The organism is Kluyvera genomosp. 3 (genome assembly GCF_011765685.1).
GTDB classification, from domain to species: domain Bacteria; phylum Pseudomonadota; class Gammaproteobacteria; order Enterobacterales; family Enterobacteriaceae; genus Kluyvera; species Kluyvera georgiana_A.
The window spans coordinates 4,097,654-4,112,217 of record NZ_CP050321.1; the positions used below are offsets into that span (position 1 = coordinate 4,097,654).

Sequence of the window (14,564 nt, forward strand, 5' to 3'; positions counted from 1 at the left end):
TTAAAGGGCGCGGAAAATCCGCGCCCTGGAGGTGGTTAGAAACGGAACGTTGCGGTCGCAACAACCTGACGTTCTGCGCCCCAGTAGCATGCGTATTCGCTGTAGCAGCTGGAGACGTAATCACGGTCGAACAGGTTATTGACGTTAACGGCAACAGATGATCCCGGTAAGCCGAAGCGACCCAGGTCATATTTCACCATTGCATCGGCAATCGCGTAACCCGCTACGCTAAACGCTTCATTTTTCTTCGCGGCAACGTTTTTGTAGTAGCTCACGGTGGAGCCGGTGTAACGCACGCCCGCACCGAAGGTCAGACCGCTCAGCGCCGTGTCGTAGAAGGTGTAATCCGTCCACAGGGAAGCCTGGTTACGCGGAACTTCTGCCGGACGCTTACCTTTGAAGATCGTGTCTTCAGTGTACTCTGCGTCATTGTAGCTATAGGCAGCCGTTACATTGATGTTTTCGTTAACCGCCGCTTTCGCTTCCAGCTCGATACCGCGAGAACGGATTTCCCCGGTCTGTACGCTGTACAGACCTGTCGGATCGTTCGGATCGGAGGTCAAATTTTTGTTCTTAGTCAGCTGATACACCGCTGCGGTCAGCACCACCGGCATATCTTTCGGTACATACTTCACGCCAGCTTCATACTGCTTGCCGCGAGACGGATCGAACGGCTTCCCTTCTTTTGTTGAACCGGAAGTCGGTTCGAAAGATTCGCTGTAGCTAAAGTACGGGGAAATACCATTGTCGAACAGGTAGTTAATCCCGCCACGCCAGGTGAACTGCTGGTCGTGGTTCATCGCTTCTGTACCCGTGCTGCGGGTCAGCGTTGACGTTTTCGCGTAATCATAGCGGCCGCCCAGCGTCAGTACCCACTTGTCCCACTCCATCTGATCCTGTGCATACAGGCCAGTTTGCTCCATACGGTTCAGAACCTGGTACTTTGCGTAAGGACCGCTGACATCGATATTTGGGTTACCGTACTGCGGATTATTCATATCCAGTGCGTCGGCAGAACCATACAGCGCGTCAACATCATTGCGCATGCGAGAATAATCAACGCCGGTCAGCAGCGTATGATCGACTTCACCGGTCGCAAATTTAGATTGCAGTTGGGTATCAACGGTGAAGCCATTCAGATCCTCGTCAGAACGCACGTACTGACGGTTGATCTGGCCCGGCGCAATATAGCCGTAACCATATACCGAGCGGTACAGCGTTTTCACCTGGTCGTAGCGCAGGTTCTGACGCACGGTGAAGGTGTCGTTAAATTCGTGAGAGAAGTTGTAGCCCACCATCTGCTGGCGACGCTGCATCTTGTTATCTTTTTCACCTTCGTTGAAATCGGTCGGCAGCTTGTGCGCGTTACCGTTGGCATCAATGTAAGGAACCACGGTGCCTTCACGCGGCAACCAGCCGTAGTAGCCGGCATCGGGATCGCTCTGGAAGTTGCTCAGGAAGGTAAAGTTAGTTTTGTCATCCGGACGCCAGCTGAAAGACGGCGCCACGGCATAGCGGCTCGATTTCGCCATATCCTGCTGAGCATCCTGGCTGCGGCCTAAGCCGGTCAGACGGTAGGACCACACGCCTGCATCATCAATCGCATCGCTGAAGTCAAAGCCAGTCTGCCAGAGGTTATCCGTGCCCATCTTGAACTGAATTTCGCGCAGCGGTTCGGTAGTCGGACGCTTACTGACCATGCTCACGACGCCGCCCGGATTGCTGTTGCCGTACAGCACGGAGGTTGGTCCACGCATCACTTCAACGCGTTCCAGGAAATACGGGTCCATAGAAACTTCAGAGTAGTTATTCCCCTGCAGTTTCATACCATCCAGGTACTGGTTGGTATTCACGGTTGTCGGTGCGGTGAAACCACGAATTGAAACCACATCATAGGTTGAGGAACTACCGCGCGTAGAAAAGACGCTCGGCGTATAGGCCATCGCATCTTTGACGGTTGTCGGCTGGCGCATGTCCATTTCCTGACGGGTAATGACCGAAACAGACTGCGGCGTCTTCTCAATCGGGGTATCCGTCTTAGTCGCCGTCGCGGAACGTTTTGCCGCGATCGTTGGTGCCGGACCCCACGCGCTCTCTTGCGAAGCCGGAGCGGCGGTAACGGTAATGGTTTCTTCTTTCGGTTGTTCTGCTGCCTGCGCGTAAACAGACATGCCGCTAACCGCTGTGGCTACTACAACCGCGAGTTTACGCAGCGAGTGGGTTGGCTGAGCAGTTTTAAGACGTGCCATGGGTATTTCTCTGATGAAGTGAATGATAACGTAAACGAGAATTATTATTATAACGAGCAGCATGATAGGCGAAAAATTGCGTCGATAGCAAGCAATACGCGCCCCTACAAAAACTAAGGGGTTAAGAAACAAACAGATGAAATAATGAGGTTAAAAAAAAGAAAAAACCTGGATATAAAAAGGCCTCTGTCAGAGACAGAGGCCTTTTAGTGGGTGCATTACGCGATTAATTCCCGCCGAACATATCCTTGATCCAGCCGGCTACGCCGTCGCTCTCTTTCTTCTCTTGCTGCGGCTGCTGCTGTTGTTGCTGCTGCGGCTGTGAAGAGGACGAGTCAAACGGGTTCGTCGACTGCTGCTGCTCTATCTGCTGCTGGCTTTGCTGGCACAGCGCATCCGGGTCGGTCGTCCAGACCGGCAGCATACGCATGCCGCCACCGCCGCAGATAAAGTTACCGCCTTCATCCACGCCCATATTGACCACGTCTTCTGGCGGCGTCAGATCCAGCGCAATCGGCGACTCGCTTGCCAGGTAACGCTGATAGATAGACATCGCACCACTCGCGCCGTACAGCTTGGTCGGCTGGTTATTATCGCGACCTACCCAGGTGATCACCACTTCACGGCCATCGATACCAGCAAACCAGGTATCGACGTTGTTGTTGGTGGTCCCGGTTTTCCCTGCCAGATGCAGGTTCGGGTATTTCGCGCCCAGCTGACGACCGGTACCGCGTTGAACCACCTGCTGCATGGTCCACAGCGTCATGTACGCCGCCTGTGCCGGCACCGCACGCTCGGCCTGCGGGAAGCTCTGGTACAGCACAGTACCGTCTTCCGCAATCACCGAACGCAGCGCCGACAGAGTCGCGCGGTTACCGCCGCTGGCAATGGTCTGGAATGCCTGCGCCACTTCAATCGGCGTCAGGTTCAGTGCACCAAGCAGCATCGCCGGTACGGCGTTGAGCTGGTCTTTCGGCACGCCCAGCTTCAGCCAGGTATCGGTGACGGCGGGCAGGCCCAGCGCCATACCGAGGTTAACCGTCGGCACGTTCATTGAACGCGTCAGCGCATCCACCAGCATTACCTGACCGCTGTAGCGGCGGTCATCGTTCTGCGGCGACCACACCTGGCCATTCGGCTGACGCAGCGAAATCGGCGCATCGGCGATCCAGGTGTTCAGTCGATACTGATTCGGCTGGCTCAGCGCGGTCAGGTAGGTTGCCGGTTTCGCCAGAGAACCAATAGAGCGACGCGCCTGCATGGCGCGGTTGTAGCCCGCAAACTGCGGCTCTGCGCCGCCGACCATCGCACGCACTTCACCGCTGAAGCGGTCAACGACCACCATCGCGGTTTCCAGATCGCTCAGCTTACGCTGCTTCTTCAGCGCCGGGATGCCTTCAGTGGCCGCTTTTTCAGCCGCATCCTGCGCCACGGAGTCAAAGGTGGTGAAAATCTTCACGCCGGAGAGATCTTTGACCTTATCGCCCAGCTTCGCCTGCAGCTCCTGACGCACCATCTGCATAAACGCCGGCTGTGGTGAAATCACCCCGCCGCGCGGCTGCACGCCCAGCGGACGCGCGCTCAGCATGTCATACAGCTCCTGGTCGATCACGTTCTGCTGCTGCAGCAGACGCAGCACCAGGTTACGACGTTCCAGCGCCAGTTTCGGGTTACGCCACGGGTTATAAATCGACGCCCCTTTTACCATGCCCACCAGCAGCGCCTGCTGGTCAAGGCTCAGCTCTTCCACCGGACGGCCAAAGTAGTAGAGGCTCGCCAGCGGGAAGCCGCGAATTTCGTTGTCACCGCTCTGACCGAGGTACACCTCGTTCATATACAGCTCAAGAATGCGGTCTTTGCTGTAGCGGGCGTCCATAATCAGCGCCATGTAGGCTTCGTTGGCCTTACGCCAGTAGGAACGCTCGCTGGAAAGGAACAGGTTCTTCACCAGCTGCTGGGTCAGCGTACTCGCCCCCTGCACCGTCCGCCCGGCAGTCAGGTTCGCCAGCACCGCACGGCCCATGGAGTAGAAGCTGATGCCATCATGCTCGTAGAAGTGGCGGTCCTCGGTCGCAATCAAGGTATCGATCAACAAGTCCGGGAAGCCGCTGCGCGGCACAAACAGACGCTGTTCGCCGTTCGGCGAGGACATCATGGTAATCAACCGCGGATCGAGTCGGAAATAACCGAACTGACGATTGTTATCCATGTTTTCGATGCTATCGAGACGCGCGCCGTCGAAGGTCAGACGCGCGCGCACCTGCCCCTCTTTGCTGTCCGGGAAATCGAACGGACGACGGATCATCTCGATGCTGTTGGCCTGCACGGTGAATTCACCCGGGCGCGTCATCGCCGTCACCTGACGATACTGGGTCGCCGTCAGCAGTTGAATCATCTCGTTCTTGCTGATGGCCATATCCGGCTCGAGGCTAACCATGCGGCCATACACCGCCGCCGGCAGCTGCCAGACTTTACCGTCAATGCGGCTACGGATTTTTTGATCCAGATAGACGCCATAGATAGCAATCAGTACCGCGAAGACGATCCCCAGTTTGACCAGGAACCAGAACCAACGGCGTTTGCCGCGCGGTTTTTTCCCCTTGCCGCCTTTACGCGCACGTGGTTTTTCGTCGTCGTAGCCATCATCATCATAATCGTCGTCATACTCATCATCTCTGAGCTGTCGACGGCTTACCTTTTGTTTTGCCGGACGTGCAGGCTTGCCCTTCCGTCCAATCGGCTCGCGGTCATTCCCCGCCATGCTTTTTCTCCGCAACATTCAGGCATAAAGGCCTGATTCTCAATTCTTCTGTCACAGGACAGAAGAAGATATCTCTCAATTTTACGCTGTGTTTATGCCGGATGGCGGCTTCGCCTTATCCGGCCTACTCGCTTAACCGTAGGCCTGATAAGCGTAGCGCTATCAGGCAGAATACTTCTTCGTCCGCCGCGTTGGCGCGGTATTCGCCGGATCGTCCGGCCAGACGTGTTTCGGATAACGCCCTTTCATCTCTTTTTGCACCTCGCGGTACGCCCCCTGCCAGAACGCGCTTAAATCGCGCGTAATTTGCAGCGGCCGCTGCGCCGGTGACAGCAGCTCCAGCACCAGCGCTACGCGCCCCTCGGCGATAGTCGGCGTACTGGCTTCGCCAAACATCTCCTGCATACGTACGGCAAGCGCAGGCGGATTATCTTCGTGGTAGCGAATCGCAATACGGCTTCCCGTGGGCACAGTGTAATGAGTTGGCAGCGAACTCACCAGACGTTGTCGTAATGACCACGGCAACCAGTCGAGTAGCGCCTGGTGAATATCCAGCGATTTCAGGCCACGCAGCGAATGTATGCCGCTCATCTGCGGCAACAGCCAACTCTCCAGTTCCGCCAGCAGCGACGCGTCATCCACCGCGGGCCATGCCTCTTCCGGCAGCCACTGCGCCGCGCATTGTAACCGCAAGCGTAGCTGTTCCGCTTCGTTCGTCCAGTTCAACACGCTTAATCCTTTCTCGCGAATACCCGTGAGCATCGCCTGATGCAATTCACTTTCGGACGGCTTGGCCAACGGGCGTACACTCAACGTCAGTTGGCCAATTTGACTACGCCGCAGCGCTTTCAGCGTGCCCTGCACATCATCCCACTCAATGGTGTCGGATTGTTGAAGCAGCGGCGGGCAGCGGCTGACCAGCGCGTCGATATCCACCGCGCAGGCCTGCAAAATACGCGCGTCCGGCGAGGCGCTGCCCTGCAACAGTAGCGGCGCAATCAACCACTCGTGACGGCCTAACGCATCGTCAGCATCCAGCATTGCCCCCATGCCATTCGCCAGCTGATAGCGGCCTTCCTGGCCGCGGCGGCGGGCAATACGGTCAGGGAACCCCTGCGCCAGCAGCGGCGCAATGGCGTCCACATCCGGCTGCCCGGCGCGACGGTTCAATCGCTTGCAAAGCTGCTGGCTACGCTGCTGCCATGGCCCATGAGCGCGGGAAAACGCCTGCAGCAGGTCGCTATTGCCGCCGCGCGGCGGTTCTTCAAGGATGGCCGCCAACCGGGCCGCCGTCGCCACCTCGTCGTCGCTCTGCGCCGCCAGCAGCATCGCCGCCAGACGCGGATCGATGCCAAGCGCCGCCATCTTTTGCCCTTTCACCGTCAGGCGTTCGCCCTCCAGCGCCTGAAGCTGCGTCAGCAGCCGACGGGCCGCCGCCAGGTTCACCGCGGGCGGCTGATCGAGCCAGCTCAGTTGCGATGGGTCGGCACAGCCCCACTGCATCAGATCCAGCAGCAGCGAGGAGAGATCGCTTTGTAAAATCTCCGCGTCGCTCTGCGCCGCCGCGCGCTCGGCCTGTTCCTTCGCCAGCAGATGCACGCACACGCCCGGCTCCAGACGTCCGGCACGCCCCGCGCGCTGGGTCATCGAGGCCTGGCTGACACGCTGAGTGAGCAGACGCGTTAACCCGGTGCGCACGTCAAAACGCGCCACCCGCTCCTGGGCGCTGTCCACCACCAGACGAATGCCTTCAATGGTCAAACTGGTTTCGGCAATATTGGTCGCCAGCACCACCTTACGCTTGCCGGCTGGCGCGGGCAGAATGGCCTGCCGCTGTTCGCTCAGCGGCAACGCGCCGTATAAAGGGCACAGCAGCACATCATCGGCCACGCGTTCAGCAAGGTGATTCTGCACTCGCTGAATTTCACCGACGCCGGGTAAGAACAGCAGCAGCGAGCCGTGCTCATGACGCAGAAGCTCGGCCGTCGCGATCGCCACGGCCTCATCAAAACGCTGATGCGCGGGCAATGATTGATAGCGGCGTTCGACGGGGTAAGCGCGCCCTTCGGAAACCACTGTAGGCGCGTCCGGCAGCAGGCGCTGCAGGCGCTCGTTATCCAGCGTGGCCGACATGATCAGCAGCTTGAGATCGTCGCGTAGCCCCTGCTGAACATCAAGCAGCAGCGCCAGCGCCAGATCCGCCTGTAAACTGCGTTCGTGGAACTCATCGAGGATCACCAGCCCCACGCCCGTAAGTTCGGGATCGTGCTGGATCATGCGGGTGAGGATCCCTTCGGTCACCACTTCTAAGCGGGTATTTGGCCCCACGCAGGTCTCTGCGCGCATCCGGTAGCCCACCGTCTCGCCCGGCTTCTCGCCGAGGAGCTCCGCCAGACGCTGGGCGACGTTACGCGCCGCTAGCCTGCGCGGCTCCAGCAGCAGGATGCGACCATCGATTCCGCCCTCGCGCAAAATTTGCAGCGGCAGCCAGGTGGATTTACCCGCGCCCGTCGGCGCGTTCAGCAGCACCTGCGGGGCTTGCCGTAAGGCGTGGAGAAGTTCAGGAAGGACGCTTGCGACCGGCAACAGGGACACGAATGGCTCCAGAGGGTTAACATTAAACGGCGGACATTGTAGCATCGCCTCAATTCATAACCGAGTCCCCACCATGTCTGAGTCAAAAAGACTGTTTTTCGCCATTGCGATTCCGCCGAAAATCCAGAAGCAACTGGTGCAATGGCGCGCGGATCATTTTCCCGCCGATGCGGGCGTGCCGGTGGCGGCAGCCAATATGCATCTGACGCTGGCTTTTCTGGGCGAAGTCAGTGCGGAAAAACAGCGCGCGCTGGCGGCCATGGCGGGGCGCATCCGTCAGCCAGGCTTTACGCTACATCTTGACGACGCAGGCCAATGGCTGCGCTCGCGCGTGGTCTGGCTTGGCACGCGCCAGCCGCCGCGCGGTCTGCTTCAGTTGGCCAACATGCTGCGCGCCCAGGCCGCACGCAGCGGCTGTTATCAAAGCCCACAGCCGTTCCACCCGCATCTCACGCTACTGCGCAACGCCGGACAGGCAGTGCCGATTCCCGCGCCCGGTTTTCACTGGGAAATCCCGGTCACCGAGTTTGCGCTGTACGAATCGCGCTTCACCGGCGGTCGTACGCGATATACCTCATTGCAGCGCTGGACGCTCAGCGAATAACGAAGGAAACCCGATGCAGTTTATCCCCGCGCTTCAGTCCGCGACGCTTATCAAGCGTTACAAACGTTTTCTCGCCGATGTCATTACGCCAGAAGGCGAAACCTTTACCCTGCACTGCCCTAACACCGGCGCAATGACCGGCTGCGCAACGCCAGGGGACACCGTGTGGTATTCCACATCAGAAAATACTAAGCGTAAATATCCCCACACATGGGAATTAACCCAGACGCAAAACGGGGATTTTATTTGTGTGAACACGTTACGCGCAAATACCCTGGCCAAAGACGCGATTCTGACAGGCTGTATTCCCGAACTTACTGGCTACAACACCCTGAAAAGCGAAGTGAAATATGGTGAGGAAAATAGTCGAATTGACCTCATGTTACAGGCAGATGATCGCCCCAACTGCTATATTGAAGTGAAGTCGGTCACACTCGCGGAAAATGAGTTCGGCTATTTTCCCGATGCCGTCACCGTGCGCGGACAGAAGCATTTGCGCGAGCTGATGGGCGTTGTGGCCAGCGGCGAACGTGCCGTTTTGCTGTTTGCAATATTGCACTCAGCCATTGAATATTTCTCTCCAGCACACCATATTGATGCTAAATACGCACAGTTGTTGCAAGAAGCGCAAAAACAGGGGGTGGAAATTTTGGCTTATAAAGCGGAACTTTCTGCCGATAAGATGACTCTGATATCGCCGTTACCCGTTGCGTTAACGCGGGGTGGAGTTGAATAGAAAGTGTTCGGGCTGCGGCGCAAATACGCTTTTCCTCACAGCATTGTCAAGTGTTACGTTTAGATAATTGCCATCCGGAAAAGCATCTGCTATTTATAGCGGCCTGATTTTTCCCCCGAACACGGGGATCGATAGTGCGTGTTAAGGAGAAGCAACATGCAAGAAGGGCAAAACCGTAAAACATCGTCCCTGAGTATTCTCGCCATCGCTGGGGTGGAGCCGTACCAAGAGAAGCCAGGCGAAGAGTATATGAACGAAGCCCAGCTGGCGCACTTCAGACGTATTCTTGAAGCATGGCGTAATCAACTTAGGGATGAAGTCGATCGCACCGTTACACATATGCAGGACGAAGCTGCAAACTTCCCGGATCCGGTAGACCGTGCCGCACAGGAAGAAGAGTTCAGCCTCGAATTGCGTAACCGCGATCGTGAACGCAAGTTGATCAAAAAGATCGAGAAGACGTTGAAGAAAGTCGAAGACGAAGATTTCGGCTACTGCGAGTCCTGCGGTGTTGAAATTGGTATTCGTCGTCTGGAAGCGCGTCCAACGGCTGACCTGTGTATTGACTGCAAAACGCTGGCAGAAATCCGCGAAAAGCAGATGGCAGGTTAAGAGAACGCTAACACTCTATCTTCAAGGCGGGAATCTCTCCCGCCTTGTTGTTTTTTATTGCACTAAACATGTCAACACAACCTTATATCGGGCGCTTTGCCCCTTCTCCTTCCGGTGAGCTACATTTCGGCTCGTTGATTGCCGCCCTTGGCAGCTATCTCCAGGCCCGCGCTCAGCAGGGTATCTGGCGCGTCCGCATTGAAGATATCGACCCCCCTCGTGAAGTTCCCGGTGCTGCAACCACCATTTTGCATCAGCTGGAACATTACGGCCTGCACTGGGACGGCGACGTGCTGTGGCAGTCGCAGCGCCACGATGCCTATCGTGAAGCGCTGGCTTGGCTGAAAAGCCAGGATCTGTGCTACTACTGCACCTGCACGCGCGCGCGCATTCAGAGCATTGGCGGTACCTATGACGGCCACTGTCGCGATCTCAGAAACGGCCCGCAAAATGCCGCCCTGCGTCTACGTCAGACACATCCGGTGACCGAATTCACTGACCTGCTGCGCGGCACAATCAAGGCCGACGAACGCCTGGCCCGCGAAGATTTCATTATTCATCGCCGTGATGGATTATTTGCTTATAATCTCGCCGTGGTGGTCGACGACCATTTTCAGGGGGTGACGGAAATCGTCCGCGGGGCCGATTTGATCGAGCCAACCGTCCGCCAAATCTCGCTGTACCAGCAGTTTGGCTGGCCAGCGCCCGACTATATTCACCTGCCGCTGGCATTGAATGAAGAAGGTGCTAAACTTTCCAAGCAAAATCATGCACCTGCTCTTCCTGTTGGGGATCCACGCCCGGTACTTATTGAGGCGCTGCGCTTTTTAGGCCAGCCGGTTCCGACGCAATGGCAGGATGTCAGTACGGCGGATTTATTGCACAATGCGGTTGCTCAGTGGTCGCTGACGACGGTGCCTGAGACGGCGAAGATCAATCCGCCATTCTCAAATGCGTTGTGCTGAGCTATGATTAGCCGCTATTTTTTTGTCCTAAAGTCAGATACTACCGAGGTGCACCATTTTTACCCGAGTCGCTAATTTTTGCCGCAAGGTGCTGAGCCGTGAGGAGAGCGAGGCTGAAAACGCCATCGCAAAACCTGCTATGACCGTCATTCCGCGCGAGCAGCACGCTATTTCCCGCAAAGATATCAGCGAAAACGCCCTCAAGGTTCTTTATCGTTTGAACAAAGCAGGCTACGAGGCTTACCTCGTTGGCGGCGGCGTTCGCGACCTGCTGCTTGGCAAAAAACCAAAAGATTTCGACGTGACCACCAGCGCCACCCCCGATCAGGTGCGTAAGCTGTTCCGCAACTGCCGCCTGGTTGGTCGTCGCTTCCGCCTGGCCCACGTCATGTTTGGCCCGGAAATTATTGAAGTTGCCACTTTCCGTGGTCACCACGAAGATGGTCAGTCCGATCGCACCACCTCCCAGCGTGGGCAAAACGGCATGCTGCTGCGCGACAACATCTTCGGCTCTATTGAAGAAGACGCCCAGCGTCGCGACTTCACCATCAACAGCCTTTATTACAGCGTGGCGGACTTCACCGTACGCGACTACGTTGGCGGCATGCAGGATCTGTCAGACGGCGTCATCCGTCTGATCGGCGATCCGGAAACCCGCTACCGTGAAGATCCGGTACGTATGCTGCGCGCCGTGCGCTTTGCCGCCAAACTGGATATGCGCATCAGCCCGGAAACCGCCGAGCCGATTCCGCGCCTGGCGACCTTAATGCACGACGTACCTCCGGCGCGCCTGTTTGAAGAATCGCTGAAGCTGCTACAGGCGGGCTACGGCTTTGAAACCTACAAGCTGCTGCGCGAATACAACCTGTTCCAGCCGCTGTTCCCGACCATCACTCGCTACTTCACCGAAGACGGCGACAGCCCGATGGAACGCATCATCGCCCAGGTGCTGAAGAACACCGACAACCGCATTCGTAACGATATGCGCGTTAACCCGGCGTTCCTGTTCGCCGCGATGTTCTGGTATCCGCTGCTGGAAATGGCGCAGAAAATCGCTCAGGAGAGCGGACTGGCCTATTACGACGCTTTCGCGCTGGCGATGAACGACGTGCTGGATGAAGCCTGCCGTTCGCTGGCGATTCCAAAACGCATTACCACGCTGGTGCGTGATATCTGGCAGCTGCAGCTGCGCATGTCCCGCCGTCAGGGTAAACGCGCGTGGAAGCTGATGGAGCATCCTAAATTCCGCGCCGCCTACGACCTGCTGGCGCTGCGCGCCGAAGCCGAAAACAACCACGAATTGCAACGCCTGACCCAATGGTGGAGCGAATTCCAGGTGGTCGCGCCGCCGGCGCAAAAAGAGATGCTCAACGATCTGGGCGACGAACCGGATACCCGCCGTCGCCATCGCCGCCCGCGTAAACGCGCACCGCGCCGTGAAGGTAGCGCGTGACCGTCGTTTATATCGCCATCGGCAGCAACCTCGCCTCTCCGCTGGAGCAGGTGAATGCTGCCATTGAGGCGCTCGGTGCCATCCCCGAAAGCCGCTTGCTGGCGGTATCGTCGTTTTACCGCACGCCGCCGTTAGGCCCACAGGACCAACCTGATTATCTGAACGCCGCCGTGGCCCTCGATACTGACTTGTCGCCTGAGGCGTTGCTGGCTCATACCCAGCGCATTGAGCTACAGCAGGGCCGCGTGCGTAAAGCCGAACGCTGGGGCCCGAGGACGCTGGATCTGGATATTATGCTGTTTGGCGATGCGGTGATCGATACGGAACGTCTGACGGTTCCGCACTACGATATGCACAACCGCAGCTTTATGCTGTGGCCGCTGTTTGAAATTGCGCCTGAGCTACGTTTCCCGGGAGACACCCCGCTTGGCGACTATCTGGCGGCTCGCTATCCTGAAAGCCCAGCCCTCTGGCACACCGCCCGCTAGACAACTCCCCGCAATGTGTGGGGAGTAACATGACAACAGCCTCTGCTCCCGACCATATTCCCCCTTTATCGCACTGATGTTACTTTATTTGCATAATACGATCGCTAGTGGAGATATTAATTAATATCAGAGGTTCAAATTTATTACATTGTATAAAATATTTAACAAAGAATCGGTTATTTTTTTTAAATAACTTTTTTAAATTTTCTAATCAGAAATAATTCATTACATATGGTGATATGAACGGGAAAACAATCGTATTTATCATCCTACCATTCCCTCCTCTCCCCCTACAAATTATCAATATTGATCGCCGTAACATCACCATCAGGCATGTTAAATTTGTAAAAGCATTCGTAACCCCTTAATTTAAACACCAATCAATAAGTAGTAAAAATACAAACAAAAAGCAAATTGGTCAATAAAAATACAATCTAAAAATAAAATTCACAAAACTAATCTTTTATTGATTAGAAATAATTTCTAGTAATTTTACAAATTTGGTTATTTTCCGGTTAAATACGCAAGGAATAATTTATCCACCAGTTATTCCTGTAACCTAAATTAATATATATAAGGACATTATAGAATGAACAAGACGCTACTCGCTGCCACATTGTCAATGGCAACGCTCTCCTCCTCAGCCTTTGCCCTGGACGGCGGTCAGATTGATTTCGCCGGTCTGGTCAGCGACAACACCTGCGTGATGAGCGTAAACAATGGCGCTCAGGATGCCCAGATCCAGCTGGAAACCGCTTCCGTTGCTGAAGTGAATAGTGCAGGTATGGTAAAAGCCAACACCGTTGGCGCGAAAGCGAAAGCCTTCACCATCAGCGTTGACTGCAGCAAAGCCGGCTTCGACACTCAGACAACGGCTAACCTGACCATGACCTCCCAGTTCCGCAGCAACGGCCAGGGTACGCTGAACAATGACTCCAGCATTACTGATGCCGCGAAGGGCGTGAATGTGGCTATCCACGAAGTAAACCCGACGACGGGCACCTACACCATGGTAACCGTTGACGGTAAAGATACCCACACCCAAACCTTTGATACCAGCAAAAAAGCACAGTGGAGCTTCGTCGCTTCGTATGTCGCCCAGACCGATCCAGCCGCGACTCCGGTTGTCGTGCCGGTCACCGCTGGCTTTGTTAAAACCAACGCGGCATATACTATTGCCTATAATTAATTTTTATTAATTATCCACTAAGGAAATGGGTTAACCATTTCCTTATTTACCAGACACAATTAGCGCCCGTGAAATCGCGGTTATTCACCATAGCAATATCAATTAATCGTGACAAATAACATGGAAGAGAAACATACACCTTGCTTATTTTACTCAGCGAAATTGAATAACGTATGCTTACCCGGTGAAAAATTTATTTTCACTCACCGTTGATTTATTTAAAAGGACGTTTAATTGTGAACAAAAAATTACTTGTCATCTCCCTGGCATTTTCTGCGGCAACGCTTTCCTCTTCTGCTTTTGCATTAGATGGCGGCCAGATTGACTTCGCCGGTCTGGTTAGCGACAACACCTGCGTGATGAGCGTAAACAACGGCGCTCAGGATGCCCAGATCCAGCTGGAAACCGCTTCCGTTGCTGAAGTGAATAGTGCAGGTTTGGTAAAAGCCAACAGCGTTGGCGCGAAAGCGAAAGCCTTCACCATCAGCGTTGACTGCAGCAAAGCCGGCTTTGAAACCCAGACAAAAGCTAACCTGACCATGACCTCCCAGTTCCGCAGCAACGGCCAGGGTACGCTGAATAACGACGAAAGTATCACTGATGCCGCGAAGGGCGTGAATGTGGCTATCCACGAAGTAAACCCGACGACGGGCACCTACACCATGGTGACCGTTGACGGTAAAGATACCCACACCCAAACCTTTGATACCAGCAAAAAAGCACAGTGGAGCTTCGTCGCTTCGTACGTCGCCCAGACCGATCCAACCGCAACACCGGTTGTCGTGCCGGTCACCGCGGGCTTTGTTAAAACCAACGCGGCCTACACGATTGCCTACAACTAATTCCGTGTTGTTAGTCGTGATATAAGCCTGAAAAAGGAAATGGCTACGGCTATTTCCTTTCATGAATATT

The 14,564-nt window shown here is 55.6% G+C and carries 11 protein-coding genes; 8 read left to right on the forward strand and 3 right to left on the reverse strand.

What is annotated here, in order from left to right; translation table 11 throughout:
* Nucleotides 1-35: 35 nt before the first annotated feature.
* From fhuA to hrpB, 3 genes are all read right to left on the reverse strand, one after another.
* Nucleotides 36-2,249, reverse strand: coding sequence for a ferrichrome porin FhuA (gene fhuA / locus GY169_RS19235; RefSeq protein WP_163449495.1), 2,214 nt, complete (start codon nucleotides 2,247-2,249; stop codon nucleotides 36-38).
* A 226-nt stretch (nucleotides 2,250-2,475) separates the two neighbouring features.
* Nucleotides 2,476-5,010, reverse strand: a complete 2,535-nt coding sequence (gene mrcB, locus GY169_RS19240) for a bifunctional glycosyl transferase/transpeptidase (RefSeq protein ID WP_167576724.1) — start codon at nucleotides 5,008-5,010, stop codon at nucleotides 2,476-2,478.
* Between the two features lie 162 nt (nucleotides 5,011-5,172).
* Nucleotides 5,173-7,605, reverse strand: a complete 2,433-nt coding sequence (gene hrpB / locus GY169_RS19245) for an ATP-dependent helicase HrpB (RefSeq protein ID WP_167576726.1) — start codon at nucleotides 7,603-7,605, stop codon at nucleotides 5,173-5,175.
* A gap of 73 nt (nucleotides 7,606-7,678) precedes the next feature.
* On the opposite strand from hrpB, the gene thpR reads away from it, so the two are divergent.
* The 8 genes from thpR (at nucleotide 7,679) to GY169_RS19285 (ending at nucleotide 14,494) form a co-directional block, all read left to right on the forward strand.
* The gene (gene thpR, locus GY169_RS19250; protein WP_064547537.1) at nucleotides 7,679-8,209 is read left to right on the forward strand and encodes an RNA 2',3'-cyclic phosphodiesterase; all 531 of its coding nucleotides are present in this window, start codon (nucleotides 7,679-7,681) and stop codon (nucleotides 8,207-8,209) included.
* A gap of 13 nt (nucleotides 8,210-8,222) precedes the next feature.
* Nucleotides 8,223-8,945: a DNA/RNA nuclease SfsA gene (sfsA, locus tag GY169_RS19255; RefSeq protein WP_167576727.1), complete on the forward strand. Its 723-nt coding sequence runs from the start codon at nucleotides 8,223-8,225 to the stop codon at nucleotides 8,943-8,945.
* Nucleotides 8,946-9,101: 156 nt separating this feature from the next.
* Nucleotides 9,102-9,557, forward strand: coding sequence for an RNA polymerase-binding protein DksA (dksA, locus tag GY169_RS19260; protein ID WP_001155227.1), 456 nt, complete (start codon nucleotides 9,102-9,104; stop codon nucleotides 9,555-9,557).
* Between the two features lie 68 nt (nucleotides 9,558-9,625).
* Nucleotides 9,626-10,522 (forward strand): tRNA glutamyl-Q(34) synthetase GluQRS, encoded by an 897-nt coding sequence (gluQRS, locus tag GY169_RS19265; RefSeq protein ID WP_167576729.1) that lies wholly within the window; start codon nucleotides 9,626-9,628, stop codon nucleotides 10,520-10,522.
* Between the two features lie 55 nt (nucleotides 10,523-10,577).
* Nucleotides 10,578-11,975 (forward strand): polynucleotide adenylyltransferase PcnB, encoded by a 1,398-nt coding sequence (gene pcnB, locus GY169_RS19270; protein WP_223804103.1) that lies wholly within the window; start codon nucleotides 10,578-10,580, stop codon nucleotides 11,973-11,975.
* The gene (gene folK, locus GY169_RS19275) at nucleotides 11,972-12,463 is read left to right on the forward strand and encodes a 2-amino-4-hydroxy-6-hydroxymethyldihydropteridine diphosphokinase (RefSeq protein WP_167576730.1); all 492 of its coding nucleotides are present in this window, start codon (nucleotides 11,972-11,974) and stop codon (nucleotides 12,461-12,463) included. Before pcnB ends, folK begins: the two co-directional genes overlap by 4 nt.
* Before the next feature lie 589 nt (nucleotides 12,464-13,052).
* Nucleotides 13,053-13,652, forward strand: a complete 600-nt coding sequence (locus GY169_RS19280; protein WP_167576733.1) for a fimbrial protein — start codon at nucleotides 13,053-13,055, stop codon at nucleotides 13,650-13,652.
* 236 nt (nucleotides 13,653-13,888) lie between these two features.
* The gene (locus GY169_RS19285) at nucleotides 13,889-14,494 is read left to right on the forward strand and encodes a fimbrial protein (RefSeq protein WP_163448019.1); all 606 of its coding nucleotides are present in this window, start codon (nucleotides 13,889-13,891) and stop codon (nucleotides 14,492-14,494) included.
* The last annotated feature ends 70 nt before the right edge of the window (nucleotides 14,495-14,564 follow it).